This is a genomic window from Marmoricola sp. OAE513 (assembly GCF_040546585.1).
In the GTDB taxonomy this organism is placed as follows: Bacteria; Actinomycetota; Actinomycetes; order Propionibacteriales; family Nocardioidaceae; genus Marmoricola.
Window position 1 is genome coordinate 2,119,876 of sequence record NZ_JBEPOC010000001.1, and the last position, 22,068, is coordinate 2,141,943.

Consider the following 22,068-nt stretch of genomic DNA (forward strand, 5'->3'; position numbering starts at 1 on the left):
GTCGAGGAGCTCGTCGGCGCGACCTCCATGTCGGGCAGCTCGGTGCCCGAGGACCTGGCCGACCTGCTGCTGGTCCGTCTGGACCGTCTCAGCGAGGTGGCGCACCAGGTGGTGCGGGCCGCGTCCGTCTCCGGCCGTCGGGTCTCCCACGCGCTGCTCGCCGAGGTGGCCGGAGTGTCCGCCTCCGACCTCGAGACCTCGCTGCGCGAGGCCGTCGAGCTCAACATCCTGGTGCCCACCAGCAACGACTTCTACCGCTTCCGGCACGCGCTGCTCGCCGAGGCCGTGTACGGCGACCTGCTGCCGGGCGAGCGGGTCCGGATGCACGCCGCGTACGTCGAGGCACTGGCCTCGGGACGTCCGGTCCAGCGGCACGGCTGCCGAGCTCGCCCGGCACGCCCGCGCGGCCCACGACCTGGCGACCGCGGTCGGCGCCAGCATCCGGGCCGGCGACGAGGCGATGTCCGTGGGCGGTCCCGACGAGGCCGCCGACCACTTCCAGACCGCGCTGGAGCTGCTGGCCGACCCGGCCTCGCGCACCGAGGTCGTGGTCGACCTCGGGTACCTCGGGCACCGCGTGTCGGACGCCCTGATCGCGTCGGGCCGCCCGGGCCGCGCGTTCTCCGTCGTGCGCGAGGTGCTCGAGGGCCTCGCCGACGACTGGCCCTCGGAGCAGCGCGGTCGCCTCCTGGTCGCGATGGCGACCGCGGTGATGGTCGACGAGACCAAGCTGAACCCGCTCGAGTTCACCGAGCAGGCGTTGAGCCTGGTGCCCGACGAACCGTCCAGGCTGCGGGCCACGGTCCTCGCCGCGCACGCCCGGGCGCACGCCTTCAACGACAACACCGAGCAGGCCCGCGAGGTCGGTGCCGAGGCCCTGACGCTGGCCGAGACCCAGGACCTGCCGCGGTTGGCGACCGAGGTGATCACCACCCTGGCCGCCCTGGGAGCCCGCGGTTCGGAAGACGTGCGCTCGGGCCTGGAAGAAGCCGTACGCCGCGCCCAGGAGACCGGTGCCGCCAGTGCCGAGCTGCGCTCGCTGTTCCTGCTCGGGCGGTGGTACCAGGACCGGGGCGCCTTCGCCGAGTCGGTCGAGAAGTTCGACCAGGCCTACGCGGTCGGCCTCGGGCTGGGACAGCCGTGGGCCCCGTTCGCGTTCGACAGCAGGTTCCTGCACGCCCAGATCGCCGCGATCGTCGGCGACTACGACCTGGCGCTCCGCCTCGCCGACGTCACCGGCCAGGCGCCCCCCGCCGTTCCGGAGACACTGCTCGCGGCTGTCGGCGTGACGGTGAAGGCGGCCCGGGGTGACCGGTCCGCCGTGGCGCTGCTGCCGCAGATCGAGGCGCACTGGCGCAAGGACCCGCTGATCGCGATCACCGCCGGCCCGGCGGCCATCGAGTTCCACGCGCTCGACAGCGACGTCGACGCGATCATCGCCGAGCACGACCGGATCGTGGAGACGGTCACCTCGCTGTGGCGCGAGTTCTTCCACGCCCGCGTCCGGCTCGGGGCGATCACCCTGGGCGCGCTCGCGTGCTGCATCGTGAACGTCCCGACGGCCGACCGCGAACGGATCGCTGCCGAGGCCGACCGGATCCTCGAGGGCAGCCGGCGCACCCTGACCCTGCAGGCCGAGGAAGCGACCCACTGGGGCCCGGAGGGCATCGCCTGGGCAGCGCGGCTGTCGGCCGAGGGTCTGCGGCTGCGCTGGTTGCTCGGCATCGACCCGCCGGGCGAGGCCGAGCTGGTCGAGGCGTGGCAGAGAGCCGTCGACCGCTTCGTCGAGCTCGGGCACCGCTCCGAGGTGGCCCGCACGCGGACCAGGCTGGCCGCCGTCCTCCAGGCCGCGGGCGATGCGTCGCAGGCGCGTGTCGTGGCCGACGCGGCCCGCGAGGATGCCACCGCGCTCGGGCTGGAGCCGCTGCTGGCCGAGCTGCGCACGCTCGGCACGACTCCGCGGTCCCGGGCCTCGTCGGCCAACGAGGCGCTCACCGCGCGGGAGTCGGAGATCCTCGCCCTGGTGGCGCTGGGCCGGTCGAACGGCGACATCGGCAAGCAGCTCTTCATCGCCACCAAGACGGTGAGCGTGCACGTCTCCAACATCCTCGGCAAGCTCGGCGCCAGTACCCGCACCGAGGCTGCTGCGATCGCGCAGCGCAAGGGCCTGCTCTGAAGCTCCTACCTGGGTAGGTACTCCCGACCGGTCGGTCGACCTAGCATGGGCGGACCGAAGGGAACCGTGACATGACGATCCAGATCGACCCCCGCACCGAGGCACGCTTCGAGAAGATGCGCCCGCTCGGTCCGAGCCCCTCCGCCAAGGTCACCGGTGAGGACGTGCCTCCGGGCCCTCGCTACCCGGGCCTGCTGCAGAGCGTCATGCTGATGCGGTACCGGCACACCTGGCTGCCGCGGCTGCACCGCAGGTACGGCGACGTGTTCTCGATCAAGATCCTGCCCGAGGGTCGCTGGATGGTCTTCTTCCACCGTCCCGAGCACGTGCGGGAGATCTTCGCGGGGGACCCGGAGGTCTTCCACGCCGGCAAGGGCAACGCCATCCTCGGGCCGGTGATGGGGGAGCACTCGCTGCTGCTCCAGGACTCCTCGCAGCACAAGCGCGCCCGCAAGCTGCTGATGCCCGCTTTCAACGGGGCCGCACTGCGCGGTTACGAGTCGATGATCGACGGGCTCGCGAAGACCGAGGTCGGTACGTGGACCGAGGGGACGGCGTTCGAGTCCTTGGAACGGATGAACGCGCTGACCCTCGAAGTCATCCTGCAGGTCGTCTTCGGCGTGACCGACGAGGCCCGGCTCGCCGAGATGCGGCCGCTGGTGAACAGGACGGTCAACGTCAGCCCGGCGGTCTTCCTGGGCTGGGGCTTCCCCCGGCTTCAGCGACTCCCGATGATGCGCCGTGCCTTCGAGAACCAGGCGGCCCTCGACCTGGTGATCTACGCCGAGATCGCGGAGCGCCGTGCAGCCAGCGATCTCGAGCACCGCACCGACGTGCTGTCGAGGCTCCTCCTGGTCCGCGACGAGGACAACCCCACCGACTCCGGCCTGACGGACGAGGAGCTGCGCGACCAGCTGGTCACCCTGCTCCTCGCCGGCCACGAGACCACCGCAACCGCCCTGGCGTGGGCACTGCACGAGATCGGCAAGGACCCTGTCCAGGAGCGCAGGGCACGGGACGCCGCCACGGCGGGGGACAACGACTACCTCGAGGCGGTGCTCAAGGAGGCCATGCGGCTGCACCCGGTGATCCCGATGGTGGTCCGCCACCTCATGGAACCCGCCACGATCGGTGGTGTCGACCTGCCCGCCGGGGCGAACGTCGCGGCCTCGATCATCCTGGCCCACGAGTCCGAGGCGAACCACCCCGACCACCTGACCTTCCGACCTGAGCGGTTCCTCGAGGGCGAGGTGGCGACGAACACCTGGATCCCGTTCGGAGGGGGCGTCCGCCGGTGCATCGGCGCAGGTTTCTCGCTGATGGAGGGCGTCGCGGTCCTGCGCGAGGTGCTCTCGACGTACGACGTCACGCTGCCACCGGGGACGAAGGAAGAGGCGAAGGTCCGCAACATCACCTCGGTCCCGAAGCACGGCGCGAAGATCATCGTGAAGAAGCGCACCGCGTAGGTACTAGTACCGAAGGATGATCGATCCTCGCGGTCGGAGGGAGTAGTTTCGGGTTCAACCGGACTGCACCCTCCAGGAGGACCGATGCTCGACACGTTCCAGGGCCTCCCGGTCCACGCGCTCATCATCCACGCGACCGTGGTCGTGCTGCCGCTCGCGGCACTGACCGTTGCCCTGGCCTCGGTCCTCCCGCGCTTCCGCGCCTGGTTCGGACCCGGTCCGGTCATTCTCGCGGTCCTCGCCGTGGTCCTGGTCCCGCTCACCACCGCGTCGGGCGATGAGCTCAAGGACAAGGTCGACCCTGGTCCGACGTGCAAGGGGCTCCACGACGCCATCGAGAACCACGAGCATCTCGCCGACTGGTTGATCTGGCTGGTGATCCCCCTCGCGGTGCTGGCGATCGTGGGTTACTTCCTGCACCGCAAGGGAGACGTGAGCAAGCCGCTCGTGGCTGCCCTCGCCATCCTCTCCGTGCTGTCCGCGGGGACCGTCCTGGTCCAGACGGCCCGGGTGGGCCACGCGGGCGCGGAGGCGACGTGGAAGGCGCAGTGCTGACCGCCGTACGCTTGCCAGCGTGAAGTTCGAACGCAAGCACGCCCTGGTCCTGCTCGCCGTCGCCGTCTGGAACGTGCTGACCTACACGCGGTTCATCAAGGCCCTCATCGACTCCGACAACGAGAAGACCGGCTACTACGTCGCGCACTCGATCCTCATCGTCGTGAACTTCGTGATCGCCGCTGTCCTCGGTCGCTGGGGCTGGCAGGCGCTCAGGGCCAGCAGGTCCGCGGACTGACGCGGGGGCTGTCCTCTGACAGGATCAGCCCATGCCCCGCACCCACGAGGAAGCGCACCAGATCGCCCGCGAGAAGGGCAGCAACCCGGTCGCCTACTTCATCGTCCGCCTGATCCTGGTCCCGGTCCTCCGGATCTTCTTCGGCCTGCAGGCCAAGGGCGTCGAGAACATCCCGAAGACCGGCCCGGTCGTGATCGCCCCGAACCACAAGAGCTTCTGGGACTCGTTCTTCCTCGCCGCCGTGGTCAAGCGCCGGCTCCACTTCATGGGCAAGGCCGAGCTGTTCACGGGCTGGAAAGGCCGCCTCTTCCTGGCGCTGGGGGCGTTCCCGGTGCTGCGCGGTGCCTCGGACCAGGAAGCCCTGGAGACCTCGCGCGAGATTCTGCGCCGCGGCGACGTCTTGGCGCTGTTTCCCGAGGGCACCCGGGTCTCGGACCCGGAAAAGCTCGGCAACCCCAAGCGCGGCGCGACCCGCCTGGCGATCGAGACCGGTGCGGTGATCATCCCGACCGCGATGACCGGCACCGAGAAGCGGAAGTGGCCCCTGCCCCGCAAGGTGCGGATCGTGTTCGGCGAACCGATCCCGGTGACCGACCTGCAGGCGACCCCGGAGCACGCCGGGATGCTGCTGGACCAGACGGTCTGGCCGACGGTGTCGGAGGAGTACAAGAACCTGCGCAACACCCCCGGCCTGATCGCTGGTGGTCTGGCCGCCGCGGGTATCGGCTACGCCCTCTACCGACGACGCAAGCACTGATGCTGCTCCCGCCCAAGGTCGCTCAGGGCGTCGCCGACGGCACCCTCACGCTGGCGTTCCGCCGCTGGAGGAAGCAGGCCGTGAAGCCGGGCCACTCGTTCAAGACCTCGGCGGGGGTGATCCGGGTGGTCGCCGTCCGGGCGATCCGCCCCGAGAAGATCACCCGGATCGACGCCGCCCGCGCGGGACACCCCGACCCGGACGCCGTGCGCAGGCGGCTGGCAGGTGACGAGACGTGGACGACGTACCGGATCGAGCTCGAGTACGCCGGCCCGGACCCGCGGATCGCGCTCCGGGAGAACGCGGAGCTCTCCGACGAGGACGTCGCCGCCATCGACGCACGGTTGGGGCGTCTGGACAAGGCGTCCGGCTTCGGCACCTGGACGATGCGCACGCTCGAGCTGATCGCGCAGAACCCGCAGCGCCGCGCCCCGGACCTCGCGGAGATCGAGGGTCGGGAGACCGCGCCGTTCAAGATCGACGTGCGCAAGCTCAAGGGCATGGGCCTCACCATCAGCCACCCGGTCGGCTACGAGCTCTCCCCGCGCGGCCTCGCCTACCTGGCCCGGACCTCGCGGCGCTCCTGATCCCTCGGGATCTTCCGCGGTGTGGCCAGGGCCACAGCCGGACGTGAACTTTTCTTCCCACGTCCCGTAATCGGAGCACCCTGCTTCCGGTCTTTCTGCGCGAGAGCCCGGCAAAGGGTGACTCGTGGCGTGCCATCCGGGGTTGGTGCGTGCCCGAGGCACCTCGACGCGCCGGGCCCCCCAAGGCCCGAAGGAAGTCACGAGAAATGATGCTCCGCACTCGACGAAGCTCTGGTGGACGTGCCCTCGTCACCCGGTTCACGAACTCGGGCCTGGCGCTTGCCGTGGTCGCGATGGCGCTGGTCGCCTTCACCACGCCGCAGTCGGTCACCGCGGACCGGACGACGCCGGTGGCCGCGGGCGTTCCCGCGGCGGGCGTCCCGCTCTTCTCCGAAGACTTCTCCAACCAGAGCGCCACGAGCTCGGGGATTCCGCTCACCAGCTACGTGGGCACCTCCGGGATGCTCTACACCGCGGACACCCCGTACCTGCCGGCCGGTGGGCAGTGCAACGGCTGGGTGATGAACTCCTCGACCCCGAGGCCCACGACAGCCCAGGACGCAGGGTGCAACAACAACCAGCCGGCCGGTTGGCAGCAGCTGCAGGCGATGGCGGCCGCACTCGGCACGGCGCAGGGGATGACGGCTGCTCAGGCGGCTAGCAACCAGGTGCTCACCGAGTACACGAACAAGGCCTCGGGCACCATCGCCGCGGGATACGAGCTGAAGACCAGCTCCACGATCGTCGCTCAGCCTGGCCACTACTACGCGATTTCCGCTTACTTTGCGGAGGTCAACTGCTTCGCGGCTCACGCGAAGATGACGTTCTCGCTGCTCGTGAACGGGGTTGCGGACACGTTGGGGACGGGCGCGAACGAGACCCCGCTCGACCCGTGCACCTTCCCGGGAGGCCAGCTGATCGGGGAGACCCAGGTGGCGAAGCTTCAGTCCGGTGCCATCCGGATGCCCCTGACCGGCACGGCGAACCTCGGTTTCCAGCTCTACAACAACACCACGTCGGGCAGCGGCAACGATGTCTCGTTCGACCTCCCCCAGATCGTCGACGTCACCCCGACCGTCGACAAGTCCTTCAGTCCGGCGCTGATCGGCCCTGGTGGCAAATCGACCCTGACGATCACCGTCACCAACACCACTGATCTGCAGGCCAAGAACGACTGGACGATCACTGACAACCTGCCCTCCGGTCTGGTCGTCGCCGCAGCGCCGAACCTGGGCGGCACCTGCAAGAACAACGCAGCAGCAGGAAGCGTCGCGTACAGCGCCACCGCAGCCGCCGGATCCAGCACCATCAACGTCGTCGGAGGCGACATTCCCGCAGGTCAGACGTCGTGCACCATCACCGTGGACGTGACTGCGGCGGCCGAGGGGACCTACACCAACGGCCCCAGCAACGTGGACACGAACCTGTTGCCGCCGACCCCGGCAACCCTGGTCGTGCGCGCTCCGCGGATCACGCTCGTGAAGACGCTCGGCACCGCGCGCAAGGCCGACACCGACGAGTTCACCATGCAGATCCGCACGGGGTCGGCCACCGGCACGGTGGTGAGCTCTGCGACGAACGCGACGACCGCTGGTTCCGGCTCCACGGTCACCTCCGGCACCGGAACCACAGGCGCCTACGTCGCCACCGCCGGCACCCCGTACTTCCTCACCGAGGCTGCCTCCGGCACCACCAGTCTGCCCGCGTACGGCGCGACGATCACCTGTACCGACTCCAAGGGCCTGCAGACGGGTCTCCCCAACGGTGCCGCATTCTCGGGCTCGCTGACGCTGACTCCGGTCGCAGGTGCGGATATCACCTGCACGCTCAGCAACAGCGCGCTGCCTGCTCCCGTGCTCAACGTCTCCAAGACGGCAGGGACGGTCACCGGGCCCGATGCGAACGGCAACTACCAGGTCACGCACGACGTCAAGGTGACCAACAGCGGCAACGCCACGGGTACCTACACCGGCCTGACCGACACGCCGGCCTTCGCCGCGAACCTCAAGCCCACGGCCGCGAGCTGGAGCAGCAGCGGCAGCGGTGCTGCGGCCGCGGGGACGGCCAGTCCGTTCCCGGCGAGCTCGCCGTACACCTTCACCATCGTTCCTTCGTCGACGTCGATCGCGGCCGGCGTGACCCACACCTACACCGTGACCACGACCTTCCGATACACCGACCTGGTCCAGGCGACCGCGTGTGCCGGGTCCGGCACGGGTCTCTACAACTCCGCTGCGTTGTCAGGTACCCAGGAGCAAGGCGTCAGTACGGACAACGCCGCGTGCGTCCCGCCGCCGACACCGCCGTCCCCCGCACTCACCATCGACAAGCGCGTGGCCTCGATCAGCGACGCGAACACGAACTCGCGCACCGACACCGGCGACAAGATCAACTACGCGTTCGACGTGAAGAACACGGGGAACGTCACGCTCACCTCGGTGAGCGTCGCGGACACCCTCGTCGCCCCCGCCGGTCCGGCGGTGACCGTGACCTGCCCGAAGACGACCCTGGTCCCGGGCGAGCAGATGACCTGCACGGCGTCCGCCTACACCGTCACCGCGGCCGACATGAACGCCGGGTCGGTCCGGAACTCCGCGACCGCCACCGGGACGCCGCCGGTCGGCTCTCCCGTGACCACGGGTCCGGACACGACCACGACGCCCCTGGCGCAGAGCCCTGCCCTGACCATCGACAAGAAGGTCGCGTCGGTCACCGACGTCAACGGCAACGGGCGCACGGACGCGGGCGACCGGATCACCTACACCTTCGACGTGAAGAATGCCGGCGACGTCACGCTGACCTCGGTCAATGTGTCCGACACGTTCGTGGCGCCGGCCGCCCCGGCGCTGAGCATCACCTGCCCGAAGACCACGCTGGTCGCCGGGGAGCTGATGACCTGCACGGCGGCGGTCTACACGATCACCGCTGCGGACGTCGGAGTCGCCCAGGTCGACAACGCGGCGACGGCCACCGGCACCCCGCCCACGGGCGCCGCGATCACGACCCCGCCGGACACGACGCACACCCCGATCACGCAGACACCGGCGCTGACGATCGACAAGAAGGTCGCGTCGGTCACCGACGCGAACGGCAACGGCAGGACCGACACCGGTGACCGGATCGCCTACGTGTTCGACGTGAAGAACACGGGTGACGTCGCGCTGACCGCGGTTTCCGTCACCGACGTGCTCGTCGCGCCCGCCGGACCTGAGGTCTCGGTCACGTGTCCGAAGACCTCGCTCGCCGTCGGTGAGCTGATGACCTGCACGGCGTCCACCTACACCGTGACGTCTGCCGACCTGAACACCGGAGCGGTGAAGAACTCCGCCACGGCGAAGGGCACGCCCCCGTCCGGCACGGCGATCACGACGCCCCCTGACACGACGACGACGCCGCTGACCCAGAGTCCTTCCCTGACCCTGGACAAGAAGGTCGCCTCGATCACCGACGTGAACGGCAACGGCAAGACCGACGTAGGCGACAAGATCAATTACGCCTTCGACCTCAAGAACGCGGGAGACGTGACCCTGACCTCGGTCGGCGTGCTCGACACGTTCGTCGCCCCGGCGGGTCCTGCCCTGACGATCACCTGCCCGAAGACCACGCTGGTCGCCGGTGAGTCGATGACGTGCACCGCCGCGCCGTACACGATCACCACGGCGGACCTCGGCGTTGCCCAGGTCGACAACACCGCGACCGCGTCCGGCACGCCGCCCAGTGGCCCTGTCGTCACTACGCCGCCGGACACGACCCACACGCCTGTTGCGCAGAGCCCTGCGCTCACGCTCGACAAGCGGGTCGCCTCGGTGACCGACGTGAACGGCAACGGCCGCAACGATGCCGGCGACAAGATCACCTACGCCTTTGACGTGAAGAACACCGGCGACGTGACCCTGACCGGTGTCTCCGTGACGGACGCCTTCGTGGCGCCAGCGGGCCCGGCGATCACGGTCACCTGCCCGAAGACCACCTTGGTCGCCGGCGAGTCGATGACCTGCACGGCGACCGCGTACACGGTGACGGCTGCGGACGTCGGGTCGGGGGCAGTCAAGAACTCCGCCACCGCTTCGGGGACGTCCCCGTCCGGCGCGGGTCTCACGACGCCCCCGGACGCCACGTCCACGCCTCTGGTCCAAACGCCTGCGCTGACGCTGGACAAGCGGGTCGCCTCGGTGACCGACGTGAACGGCAACGGTCGCAACGACGCGGGCGACCGGGTGAACTGGGTCTTCGATGTGAAGAACACCGGTGACGTGACCTTGACCGGCGTCTCGGTGACGGACGTCCTCACCGCCCCCGCCGCGCCGGAGGTCACGGTCACCTGCCCGAAGACCACACTCGTGGCCGGCGAGCTGATGACGTGCACCGCGACGGCGTACACCGCTACCTCGGCCGACGTCACAGCCGGCGCGGTGAAGAACTCCGCGACCGCCACCGGTACCCCGCCGTCCGGTGGCCCGATCAGCACGCCTCCGGACACGACAACGACCCCGCTGGTGCAGTCGCCGGCGCTGACGATCGACAAGAAGGTCGCCTCGATCACGGACCTGAACGGGAACGGTAAGAACGACGCCGGCGACCGCATCAACTGGGTCTTCGACGTGAAGAACACCGGGGACGTACCGCTGACCTCCGTGTCCGTGAGCGACGTCCTGGTCGCTCCCGCCAACCCTGCCATCACCGTCTCCTGCCCGAAGGCCACGCTGGCCGTCGGAGAGCTGATGACCTGCACCGCGTCGGGGTACACGGTGACGGGTGCCGACGTCGACGCAGGCGCGGTGAAGAACTCCGCCACGGCGACGGGCACACCGCCGTCCGGGACCCCGGTCACGACGCCGCCGGACACGACGACCACCCCGCTCGTCCAAGGCGCTGCGCTGACGATCGACAAGAGGGTCGCGTCCGTGACGGACCTGAACGGCAACGGCCGGAACGACGCCGGTGACCGCATCAGCTACGTCTTCGACGTCACCAACACCGGAAACGTGACCCTGACCAGTGTCGGTGTCACCGACACCCTGGTCGCCCCTGCTGGTCCGGAGGTCTCGGTGACCTGTCCGAAGACGGCGTTGGCCCCGGGTGAGACCATGACCTGCACCGCCTCGCCGTACACGGTGACCGGCAACGACGTCACCGCCGGAGCGGTCAAGAACTCTGCGACCGCCACGGGTACCCCGCCTGCGGGCGGCCCGATCACCACGCCGCCGGATGCGACGACCACTCCGTTGGTGCAGAGCCCCTCGCTGACGATCGACAAGAAGGTCTCCTCGATCACGGACGTCAACGGCAACGGCAAGAACGACGCCGGGGACCGGATCACCTACGCCTTCGACGTGAAGAACGTCGGCGACGTCCCGCTCACGGCTGTCTCGGTCACCGATGTGCTGGTGGCACCGGCCGGTCCTGCTGTCTCGGTCACCTGCCCGAAGACGGCGTTGACCGTCGGAGAGCTGATGACCTGCACGGCGTCGCCGTACACGGTGACCTCCAGCGACGTGAATGCTGGAGCGGTCAAGAACTCGGCCACCGCGACCGGCACGCCGCCGACCGGTGGGCCGGTGACGACGGCTCCTGACACGACCACGACGCCGCTGGTGCAGAGCCCGTCGCTGACGATCGACAAGAAGGTCGCGTCGATCACGGACCTGAACGGCAACGGCAAGAACGACGCCGGGGACCGGATCAACTACGTCTTCGACGTGAAGAACGCGGGCGACGTGACCCTCACGTCGGTGAGCGTCGCGGACACCCTGGTTGCTCCCGCTGGTCCGGAGGTCACGGTGACGTGTCCCAAGACCACGCTGGTCGCCGGTGAGTCGATGACCTGCACCGCCTCGGCGTACGTGATCACCGGCGCCGACGTCGGGAACGGCAAGGTCGACAACTCAGCGACCGCTACCGGTACGCCGCCGACCGGTGGTCCGGTCACGACGCCACCGGACACCACGTCCACGCCGCTGGTGCAGTCGCCTGCCCTGAGCTTGGACAAGAAGGTCGCGTCGATCACGGACCTGAACGGCAACGGCAAGAACGACGCCGGCGACCGGATCAACTGGGTCTTCGATGTGAAGAACACCGGTGACGTGACCCTGACCTCGGTCAGCGTCACGGACACCCTGGTCGCCCCGGCTGGCCCGGAGGTCACGGTGACCTGCCCGAAGACGACGCTGACCGCGGGTGAGTCGATGACCTGCACTGCCAGCTCCTACCTCGTGACCCTTGCCGATGTCGGCGCCGGCGCCGTGAAGAACTCGGCCACAGCGACCGGCACGCCGCCGACCGGTGGGCCGGTGACGACGCCTCCGGACACCACGACGACCCCGCTGGTGCAGAGCCCGTCGCTGACGATCGACAAGAAGGTCGCCTCGATCACGGACGTGAACGGCAACGGCAAGAACGACGCGGGCGACAAGATCAACTACGTCTTCGATGTCAAGAACGCGGGCGACGTCACTCTGACCTCGGTCAACGTGACTGACACCTTGGTCGCCCCCGCTGGCCCGGAGGTCACGGTGACCTGCCCGAAGACCACCCTGGCGGCCGGCGAGCTGATGACCTGCACGGCGTCGGCGTACACGATCACCGCAGCCGACGTCGACGCGACGACGGTGAAGAACTCCGCGACCGCCACCGGTACTCCGCCGACCGGCGCACCGATCACGACGCCGCCGGACACCACGACCACCCCGCTGACCCAGTCGCCCGGCCTCGCGATCGACAAGAAGGTCGCATCGATCACGGACGCGAACGGCAACGGCAAGACTGACGCCGGCGACAAGCTCAACTACATCTTCGACGTGAAGAACACCGGCGACGTCACTCTCACCTCGGTCAGCGTCACGGACATCCTGGTCGCCCCGGCAGCTCCGGCCGTGACCGTCACCTGTCCCAAGACCACGTTGGTCGCAGGAGAGACGATGTCCTGCACCGCTACCGCCTACGTCGTGACGTCCTCGGACATCGGTGCGGGCGCTGTGAAGAACTCCGCGACCGCCACGGGCAACCCGCCGTCCGGTGCGCCGATCACCACTGCTCCGGACACGACGACCACGCCGCTGGTGCAGTCGCCCTCGCTGACGATCGACAAGAAGGTCGCGTCGATCACGGACGTGAACGGCAACGGTAAGACCGACGCCGGCGACCGGATCAACTACGTCTTCGACGTCGAGAACGCAGGGGACGTGACCCTGACCGGTGTATCTGTGGCGGATGTCCTGGTCGCACCGGCCGGTCCTGCTGTCACGGTGACCTGCCCGAAGGCGACCCTGGCTGCGGGGGAGACGATGACCTGCACGGCATCCGCCTACGTCGTCACTGCCGCCGACGTCGACGCCGGAGCCGTGAAGAACTCGGCGACTGCGACGGGCACGCCGCCGTCCGGTGCGCCGATCACGACGGCTCCTGACACGACCACGACGCCGCTGGCGCAGTCCTCGTCGCTGACCCTGGACAAGAAGGTCGCGTCGATCACGGACGTCAACGGCAACGGAAAGACCGACGCGGGCGACAAGATCAACTACACGTTCGACGTGAGCAACGCTGGCACGGTGACCCTGTCGGGCATCTCGGTGACGGACACGCTCGTGTCTCCGGCTGGTCCTGCTGTCACGGTGACGTGCCCGAAGACCACGCTGGCTGCGGGTGAGTCGATGACGTGCTCGGCGTCCGCCTACGTCATCACCGCTGCGGACGTGACGAACGGCAAGGTCGACAACGCGGCCACCGCCACCGGCACGCCGCCGACGGGTTCGCCGATCACCACGGCGCCGGACACCACGAGCACCCCGCTCGCCCAGGCGCCAGCGCTGACGCTCGACAAGCGCGTCGCCTCGGTGACCGACCTGAACGGCAACGGCAAGAACGATGCCGGCGACAGGATCAGCTACGCCTTCGACGTGAAGAACACCGGCGACGTGACCCTCACCTCCGTCGGCGTCACCGACGTGCTCGTCGCGCCGGCAGCTCCTGCCGTCGCGGTCAGCTGCCCGAAGACCGCCTTGGTCCCGGGTGAGTCGATGACCTGCACGGCTTCCGGGTACGTCGCGACCACGGCAGACGTCGCCGCCGGTGCGGTGAAGAACTCCGCCACCGCCACGGGTACGCCCCCGACGGGTTCGCCGATCACGACCGCTCCGGACTCGACGACCACGCCGCTGGTCCAGTCGCCCTCGCTGACCATCGACAAGAAGGTCGCGTCGATCACGGACGTCAACGGCAACGGCAGGACCGACGCCGGGGACAGGATCACCTACTCCTTCGACGTGCAGAACGTCGGCAACGTCGCGCTCAGCAGCGTGGCCGTGACCGATGTGCTGGTGGCTCCGGCAGGACCGGCCGTCTCGGTCACCTGCCCGAAGACGACCCTCGCCCTCGGCGAGCTGATGACGTGCACCGCCTCGGCGTACACCGTCACCGGCGCCGACGTCGACGCCGGTGCGGTCAAGAACTCCGCTACCGCCACGGGCACGCCCCCGTCCGGTATGCCGGTCACGACGGGTCCCGACACGACGACCACGCCCCTGGTTCAGTCGCCCTCGCTGACCATCGACAAGAAGGTCGCGTCGATCACGGACGTCAACGGCAACGGGAAGACCGATGCCGGTGACAGGATCAACTACGTCTTCGACGTGAAGAACGCGGGCGACGTGACCCTCACGTCCGTGGGTGTCGCCGACGTCCTCGTCGCCCCGGCCGGTCCGGCCGTCACGGTGACGTGCCCCCAGACGTCGCTTGCGCCGGGTGGGTCGATGACCTGCACCGCGTCGCCGTACACGGTGACCGCGGGTGACGTGAGCGTCGGATCAGTCAAGAACTCCGCGACCGCGACCGGCACTCCGCCGAACGGCACCCCCGTGACGACGCCGCCGGACTCGACGACCACGCCGCTGGTCCAGACTTCTGCGTTGACCCTCGACAAGCGGGTCGCGTCGATCACGGACGTCAACGGCAACGGGAAGAACGACGCGGGAGACCGCATCAGCTTCGCGTTCGACGTGAAGAACACCGGCGACACCGCACTCTCCGCGGTCACCGTCGACGACGTCCTCGTCGCCCCGGCCGGGCCTCGGGTGACGGTCGTCTGCCCGAAGACCACGCTGGCTGCCGGCGAGTCGATGACCTGCGCGGCCACCCCGTACGTCGTGACCGCCGCGGACGTTGACGCCGGTGCGGTGAAGAACTCGGCGACCGCGACGGGCACCCCGCCGACCGGTACGCCGATCACGACGGCTCCGGACACGACCACGACCCCGCTGGTCCAGAGCCCGCTCCTGACCCTCGACAAGAAGGTCGGGTCGGTCACCGACGTGAACGGCAACGGCAAGAACGACGCGGGCGACAAGATCGTCTACCTGTTCGACCTGAAGAACCAGGGTGATGTCACCCTGACCGGTGTCACCGTGAACGACACCCTGGTCGCGCCCGCGGGTCCCGCCGTCTCGGTGACCTGTCCCAAGACCACGCTGGCCGCCGGTGAGTCGATGACCTGCACCTCCTCGGCCTACACCGTCACCTCGTCCGACGTCTCGAACGGCAAGGTCGACAACGGGGCGACCGCGGCGGGCACGCCCCCGTCAGGTCCCGTCGTGACGACCCCGGAGGACACCACCTCCACGCCTCTGGCGCAGAGCTCGTCGCTGACCATCGACAAGAAGGTCGCGTCGATCACGGACGTCAACGGCAACGGGAAGACGGATGTCGGTGACAAGATCAGCTACGCCTTCGACGTCAAGAACGCCGGCGACAGCACGCTGACCGCGGTCGCGGTCGTCGACGTCCTGGTCGCTCCCGCCGGCCCCGCCGTGAGCGTGACCTGCCCGAAGTCCACGCTGGTCGCGGGTGAGTCGATGACCTGCACGGCGAGCCCGTACACGGTCACGGGATCGGACGTCGACGCCGGTGCGGTGAAGAACTCGGCGACGGCGACCGGGACTCCGCCGTCGGGTACGCCGATCACCTCGCCGCCGGACACGACGACCACGCCGTTGGCACAGGGCTCGTCGCTCACGATCGACAAGAAGGTCGCGTCGATCACGGATGCCAACGGCAACGGGAAGAACGACGTCGGGGACAGGATCAACTACGTCTTTGACGTGAAGAACACCGGCGACGTGACCCTCACGTCGGTGGGCGTGCTTGACACGTTCGTCTCCCCGGCCGGTCCCGCTGTCGCGGTGACCTGCCCGAAGTCCACGCTGGTCGCGGGTGAGTCGATGACCTGCACCGCGAGCCCGTACACGATCACCTCCGCGGACGCCGATGCGTCGACGGTGAAGAACTCGGCGACCGCAACCGGTACCCCGCCGACCGGCACGCCGATCACCACGCCACCGGACACCACGAGCACGACGGTCGACCAGGCGCCGTCGCTGACGGTCGACAAGAAGGTCGCGTCGATCGCTGACGCGAACGGCAACGGGAAGACCGACGCCGGGGACCGGATCAGCTACGTCTTCGACGTGAAGAACACCGGCAACGTGACCCTCACGTCGGTGAGTGTCCAGGACACCTTCGTCTCCCCGGCCGGCCCGGCCTTGACGCTGGCGTGCCCGAAATCGGTCTTGGCGGCCGGTGAGTCGATGACGTGTGCGGCCACCCCGTACGTCGTGACCGCAGCTGACGTCGACGCCGGTGCGGTGAAGAACGCGGCGACCGCAACGGGCACTCCGCCGACGGGATCCCCGGTGACAACGCCGCCCGACACCACGACCACGCCCGTCGTCCAGAGCGCTGCCCTGACGGTCGACAAGAAGGTCGCCTCGATCGCGGACGTCAACGGCAACGGGAAGACCGACGCGGGCGACAAGATCACCTACGCCTTCGACGTGACCAACGCGGGGAACGTGAGCCTCACGGGGATCTCCGTGTCCGACGTCCTGGTGGCGCCGGCCGGTCCTGCCGTGACGGTCACCTGCCCGAAGGGGACGCTCGCCGCCGGTGAGTCGATGACGTGCACCGCCACCGCCTACACGGTGACTGCTGCCGACGTGAACGCCGGCGCGGTCAAGAACTCGGCGACCGCGACGGGCACCCCGCCGACCGGTACGCCGATCAGCACCCCGCCGGACACCACGACCACGCCCGTCGTCCAGAGCGCTGTCCTGACGGTCGACAAGAAGGTCGCCTCGGTCAGCGACCTGAACCTCAACGGGAGGACCGACGCGGGCGACAAGATCAGCTACACCTTCGACGTGACCAACGCGGGCAACGTGAGCCTCACGGGGATCTCCGTGTCCGACGTCTTGGTGGCGCCGGCCGGCCCTGCCGTGACGGTCACCTGCCCGAAGGGGACCCTCGCCGCCGGTGAGTCGATGACCTGCACGTCGTCGGCGTACACCGTGACGTCTGCCGACGTCGGAGCCGGTGCGGTGAAGAACTCGGCCACCGCGACGGGCACGCCCCCGTCCGGCACGCCGATCACCACGCCGCCCGACACCACGACCACGCCGGTCGCGCAGACCCCGTCACTGACCGTCGACAAGAAGGTCGCGTCGATCACCGACGTGAACGACAACGGCAAGACCGATGCCGGCGACAAGATCGCCTACACCTTCGACGTGAAGAACGTCGGCGACGTCACCCTGACGGCCGTCAGCATCCAGGACACCTTCGTCGCACCGGCCGGCCCGACCGTGGCGGTGACGTGCCCGAAGACCACGTTGGTGGCTGGCGAGTCGATGACGTGCACCGCGTCCAGCTACACGATCACGAGCCAGGACGTCGACGCCGCTGCGGTGAGGAACACCGCCACGGCATCCGGTACCCCGCCCACCGGTGGCCCGGTCACGTCGCCGCCGGACACCACGACGACCCCGGTCGTCCAGAGCTCCGGACTCAGCGTCGACAAGAAGGTCGCTGCGGTCACGGATCTGAACAACAACGGCAAGACCGATGCGGGTGACCGGGTCAGCTACACCTTCGACGTGAGGAACACCGGCACGGTGACCCTGACCGGCATCTCGGTGTCGGACACCTTCACCGCTCCTGCGGGTCCCGCCCTGACGGTGACCTGCCCGAAGAGCACCCTCGCGGCTGGCGAGTCGATGACCTGCACGGCGAGCCCGTACGTCGTCACCGCAGCCGACGTCACCACGGGTGCGGTCAAGAACACGGCGACGGCAACGGGTACGCCTCCGTCGGGGCCGCCGGTCACGACGCCGCCGGACTCCACGACCACCCCGGTCGTGCAGACCCCGTCGCTCAAGGTCGACAAGAAGGTCAGCTCGATCAACGACACGAACGGCAACGGCAAGACCGACGCGGGCGATCTCATCGCGTACGTCTTCGAGGTCGAGAACGCGGGCAACGTCGCGCTCACCAACGTCGGCGTCACGGACACACTCGTCGCTCCCGCTGGGCCGGAGGTCACGGTGACGTGCCCGAAGACCGCGCTGGCTGCCGGCGAGTCGATGACCTGCACGGCGACGCCCTACAAGGTCACGGCAGCGGACGTTGCCGCGGGCAAGGTCGACAACGCAGCGACCGCCCAGGGCACCCCGCCGACCGGTTCGCCGATCGTCACCCCGCCCGACACCACGCACACCCCGATCGACCGCAGCCCCTCGCTGACGGTGGAGAAGAAGGTGGCCTCGATCGCCGACGCGAACGGAAACGCGAAGACGGACGCCGGCGACCGGATCTCGTACATCTTCGTCGTCACGAACGACGGTGACGTGCCCCTGAGCGGGGTCTCCGTGACGGACAAATTCGTCGCGCCTGCCGGTCCGGCGCTGACCGTGAGCTGCCCGAAGAGCTCGCTCGCGGTCGGGGAGTCGATGACCTGCGCGTCCTCGCCCTACGTTGTCACGGCAGCGGATGTGGACGCCGGCGCGATCAAGAACAGCGCCACCGCGACCGGGACGCCGTCGGGTGGCAGCCCGCTGACGACCCCGCCGTCGACGACCAGCACGCCAGTCGCGCAGACCTCTCTGCTGCGGGTCGACAAGAAGGTCGCCTCGATCGAGGACGTGAACGGCAACGCCCGGACAGACGCCGGTGACAAGATCACCTACGCCTTCGAGGTGCAGAACACGGGCAACGTGAGCCTGACCGGCATCGTCGTGACGGACACCTTCACGGCGCCCGCGGGTCCGGCGCTCGCGGTGACCTGCCCGAGGACCACCCTCGCTGCCGGTGCGTCGATGACCTGCACGGCGGGGGCGTACACGATCACGGCCGCCGATGTGCGCGCAGGCCGGGTCGACAACACGGCGACGGCGACGGGTACGCCGCCGTCCGGCCCGCCGGTGACCACCCCGCCGGACTCGGTGCACACCCCGGTCCTCCCGGTCGCGAAGCTCGAGGTCGACAAGAAGGTCGGCTCGATCGACGACGTGAACGGCAACACCAAGACCGATGCCGGCGACACGATCACCTACGCCTTCGTGGTCCGCAACAGCGGCGACGTCGACGTCAGCGACGTGAGTGTGACCGACACGTTGGTCGCTCCGGCCGGTCCTGCCCTGACCGTCACCTGCCCGGCGACGACCCTGGCGGCGGGTGCGTCGATGACCTGCACGTCGTCGCCCTACCTGGTCACGGCTGCAGACGTCGACAGCGGTGCGGTGAAGAACTCCGCGACCGTGACCGGTACGCCGCCGTCGGGTCCGCCGGTGACCTCGCCTCCGGACACCACCTCGACCCCGCTCTCGCAGGCGGTGTCGATCAGCCTGGTCAAGGTCGCCGACAAGTCCCTGGTCGTGGCGGGGGAGACGATCCTCTACACGTTCACGGCGACGAACACCGGCACCGTGACCCTGCGGGACGTGACCATCACCGAGGGCGCGTTCACCGGTGCGGGCAAGCTGGGAGCAGTCGTCTGTGCCCCGCTGAGCCAGCCCGCGGTGCTCGCCCCCGGCGCGACGTTGACCTGCACGGCCCCCTATTTGGTCCTGCCGGGCGACGCGGGCGGCAAGTCGCTCTCGAACACGGCGAACGTCGTCGGTACGCCGCCGACCGGCCCGAAGGTGACCGACACCGACAAGGTGGTCGTTCCGGGCTCGACGGGCTCCGCGGTCTCGCCGGGTCTGTCGTTCGACAAGCGCGTCTCGAAGCTCGTCGATGCCAACCGGAACGGGTTCGCCGACGCCGGTGACGAGATCTCCTACGAGTTCACGGTCTACAACACCGGCGACGTGACGATGACCGGCCTGCGGGTCAAGGACCCGAAGCTCACCGCGGCTGGGATCACCACCACCTGCCCGAAGAGCTCCCTGGCGCCGGGCGCCTCGATGATCTGTGCCGCCGACGAGCCGTACCGGATCACGGCAGCCGACGTCCGGGCGGGGCGTGCCGTCAACACCGCCAACGCGCAGGGCACCCCGCCGGCCGGCGGCACCCTTGACTCGCCCGGGGACTCCACGGAGACGCCGGTCTGCCCGTCGGACGCTGATCGCGTCGAAGCTGAGGCGTGCGGTGGCCAGGTGGTCGACACGCCGGGCGACGACAACGGCGGGTCCGGCGGTCCTGCAGCCCCGTCGACCCAGGTGTTGCCGGCGACCGGCGCCTCGAGCTGGCTGCTGCCGGCCGGTGGCCTCGGCATCCTCATGGCGCTGACCGGCGTCGTGATCGTGGTGGCACCCCACCGCAAGAAGCGTCCGCGGCTGAACGGTAAGCACGCGGCTTGAAGCAGAAGGAGCTTCGAATGAATATCAGGAACGGTTGTGCACTGGTCGCCACCCTCGTGGCGATCACCGTCCCTCTGGCCTGCTCGAGCGATGAGCCCAAGAAGTCCGGGAAGAAGGGCGGTTCGGACGACCCGTCGAGCGCGGCACCTGCCGTGACCGGCGCGATCGCTGACCTGACCGGGTTCAGCTGCGAGCCGGACAAGGCGCGCAAGTGGCAGGCGAGCGGCAAGCTGACCAACGGGTCGAGCAAGCCGCGGGTCTACCACCTGACCGTGTCGGTCATCAACCCGAACAACTCGGAGGTGTACGGCGAGAAGTCGGTGGAGGTCCAGCTCGCGCCGGGCGCCGACCGCGAGGTGACGGTCGAGGACATCGACAAGGGCCACACCAAAAAGGGTCGTTGCACCCCGTTCGTCACGGTGGACGAGGGCTGACGACGCACGAACGCAGCACGAAGGGCCAGGAGCACGCGCTCCTGGCCCTTCGCCGTCCGGCCCGGCGGTGCTTCGTCAGGCCCGGCCGAAGAACACCCGCAGGTCGGCCACGATCGCGTCCGGGTTCTCCAGCGCCGCGAAGTGGCCGCCGCGGTCGAACTCCGACCAGTGCTGGATGTTGGCGTTGTCGCGCTCGGCGAGCGAGCGGATGGTCTGGAAGTCGTCCTGGAACACGGCGACTCCGAGCCGCCCTGCGCTGACCACCGGCTCGGCGCCTGCGTGCGCCTCCTCGTAGTGGTAGCGCACCGATCCGGCCGAGGTGTTCGTCAGCCAGTACAACGAGACCTGCTCGAGCACCTGCTCCGGGGTGACCAGCGAGGTGCCGTTGCCGAACGACTCGAAGAGCTCGGAGTACGCGAGCTGGCCGACTGGCGAGTCGGAGAGTCCCGCGGCAACGGTCTGCGGCCGGGAGCCGTTCATCGCGTTGTAGCCACCGACCGACTGGAACCACCCCATGTGCTCGAGCGCGGCGTACTCCTTCGGGCCGAAGTTCTCGAACTCGGCCGGGTCACCGGAGGGGAAGGAGAACAGCTGCAGCACGTGTGCGCCCAGGAAGCCCTCCGGGTTCAGCACGGCGAGCTCGCGTCCGACCATCGCCCCGCCGTCGGACCCGTGCACGCCGTACGCGTCGTAGCCCAGGCGCCGCATCAAGGTGTCGTACGCGCGGGCGGTCCGAGCCATCGTCCAGCCACCATCCGTGACCGGCGTCGAGAAGCCGAAGCCGGGCATCGACGGGATGACCAGGTGGAAGTCCTTCGCGAGCTCTTCCACCATCGGCAGGAACTCCAGGAACGACCCCGGGTACGTGTGGGCCAGCAGCAGGGCGGGGGCGTCGTCGGCCGACGAGCGCACGTGGACGAAGTGGATCGTCTGTCCGTCCACGTCGGTGAGGTAGCTCGGAACGGCGTTGGCCCGGGCCTCGACAGCCCTCCAGTCGAACGACTGCCACCGCGTGACCATGTCGCGCAGGTAGGACTCCGGGGTGCCGTAGTCCCAGGAGTCCCCGGGGGCGGCCGGTGCGAAACGCGTGCTCGCGAGCCGGCGGGCGAGCTCGTCGAGCTCGGCCTGCGGGACCTCGATGGTGAACGGACGGACGCTGGTGTCGACGGTGCGGGTCATGACGATCTCCTCGGTGTGGTGGCTGTTCTTCATGACCCCGACGCTAGGTACT

General features: G+C 69.1%; 9 protein-coding genes. 8 read left to right on the forward strand and 1 reads right to left on the reverse strand.

Going from position 1 to position 22,068, the window contains the following annotated elements:
- The first annotated feature begins 466 nt into the window (after positions 1 to 466).
- From ABIE44_RS10690 to ABIE44_RS10725, 8 genes are all read left to right on the forward strand, one after another.
- Entirely contained in the window at positions 467 to 2,176 is a 1,710-nt protein-coding gene (locus ABIE44_RS10690; RefSeq protein ID WP_354437993.1) for a LuxR C-terminal-related transcriptional regulator, read from the forward strand.
- A 71-nt stretch (positions 2,177 to 2,247) separates the two neighbouring features.
- Entirely contained in the window at positions 2,248 to 3,642 is a 1,395-nt protein-coding gene (locus ABIE44_RS10695) for a cytochrome P450 (protein ID WP_354437994.1), read from the forward strand.
- A gap of 84 nt (positions 3,643 to 3,726) precedes the next feature.
- Positions 3,727 to 4,197, forward strand: coding sequence for a DUF2231 domain-containing protein (locus ABIE44_RS10700; protein ID WP_209718316.1), 471 nt, complete (start codon positions 3,727 to 3,729; stop codon positions 4,195 to 4,197).
- A 19-nt stretch (positions 4,198 to 4,216) separates the two neighbouring features.
- Entirely contained in the window at positions 4,217 to 4,435 is a 219-nt protein-coding gene (locus ABIE44_RS10705) for an SCO4848 family membrane protein (RefSeq protein WP_209718313.1), read from the forward strand.
- Positions 4,436 to 4,466: 31 nt separating this feature from the next.
- On the forward strand, positions 4,467 to 5,192 hold the full coding sequence (locus tag ABIE44_RS10710; protein WP_209718310.1) for a lysophospholipid acyltransferase family protein: 726 nt from the start codon (positions 4,467 to 4,469) through the stop codon (positions 5,190 to 5,192).
- Positions 5,192 to 5,779 (forward strand): ASCH domain-containing protein, encoded by a 588-nt coding sequence (locus ABIE44_RS10715; RefSeq protein WP_209718306.1) that lies wholly within the window; start codon positions 5,192 to 5,194, stop codon positions 5,777 to 5,779. Before ABIE44_RS10710 ends, ABIE44_RS10715 begins: the two co-directional genes overlap by 1 nt.
- A gap of 206 nt (positions 5,780 to 5,985) precedes the next feature.
- A complete protein-coding gene (locus tag ABIE44_RS10720) occupies positions 5,986 to 20,403 on the forward strand; it encodes a CLIPPER-2 domain-containing protein (RefSeq protein WP_209718303.1) in 14,418 nt (4,805 codons plus the stop codon).
- Positions 20,404 to 20,420: 17 nt separating this feature from the next.
- Positions 20,421 to 20,837, forward strand: a complete 417-nt coding sequence (locus ABIE44_RS10725) for a hypothetical protein (protein ID WP_209718300.1) — start codon at positions 20,421 to 20,423, stop codon at positions 20,835 to 20,837.
- Between the two features lie 75 nt (positions 20,838 to 20,912).
- Here ABIE44_RS10725 and ABIE44_RS10730 read toward each other — a convergent pair whose 3' ends face one another.
- Entirely contained in the window at positions 20,913 to 22,049 is a 1,137-nt protein-coding gene (locus ABIE44_RS10730; RefSeq protein WP_354437995.1) for an epoxide hydrolase family protein, read from the reverse strand.
- Between the last annotated feature and the right edge of the window lie 19 nt (positions 22,050 to 22,068).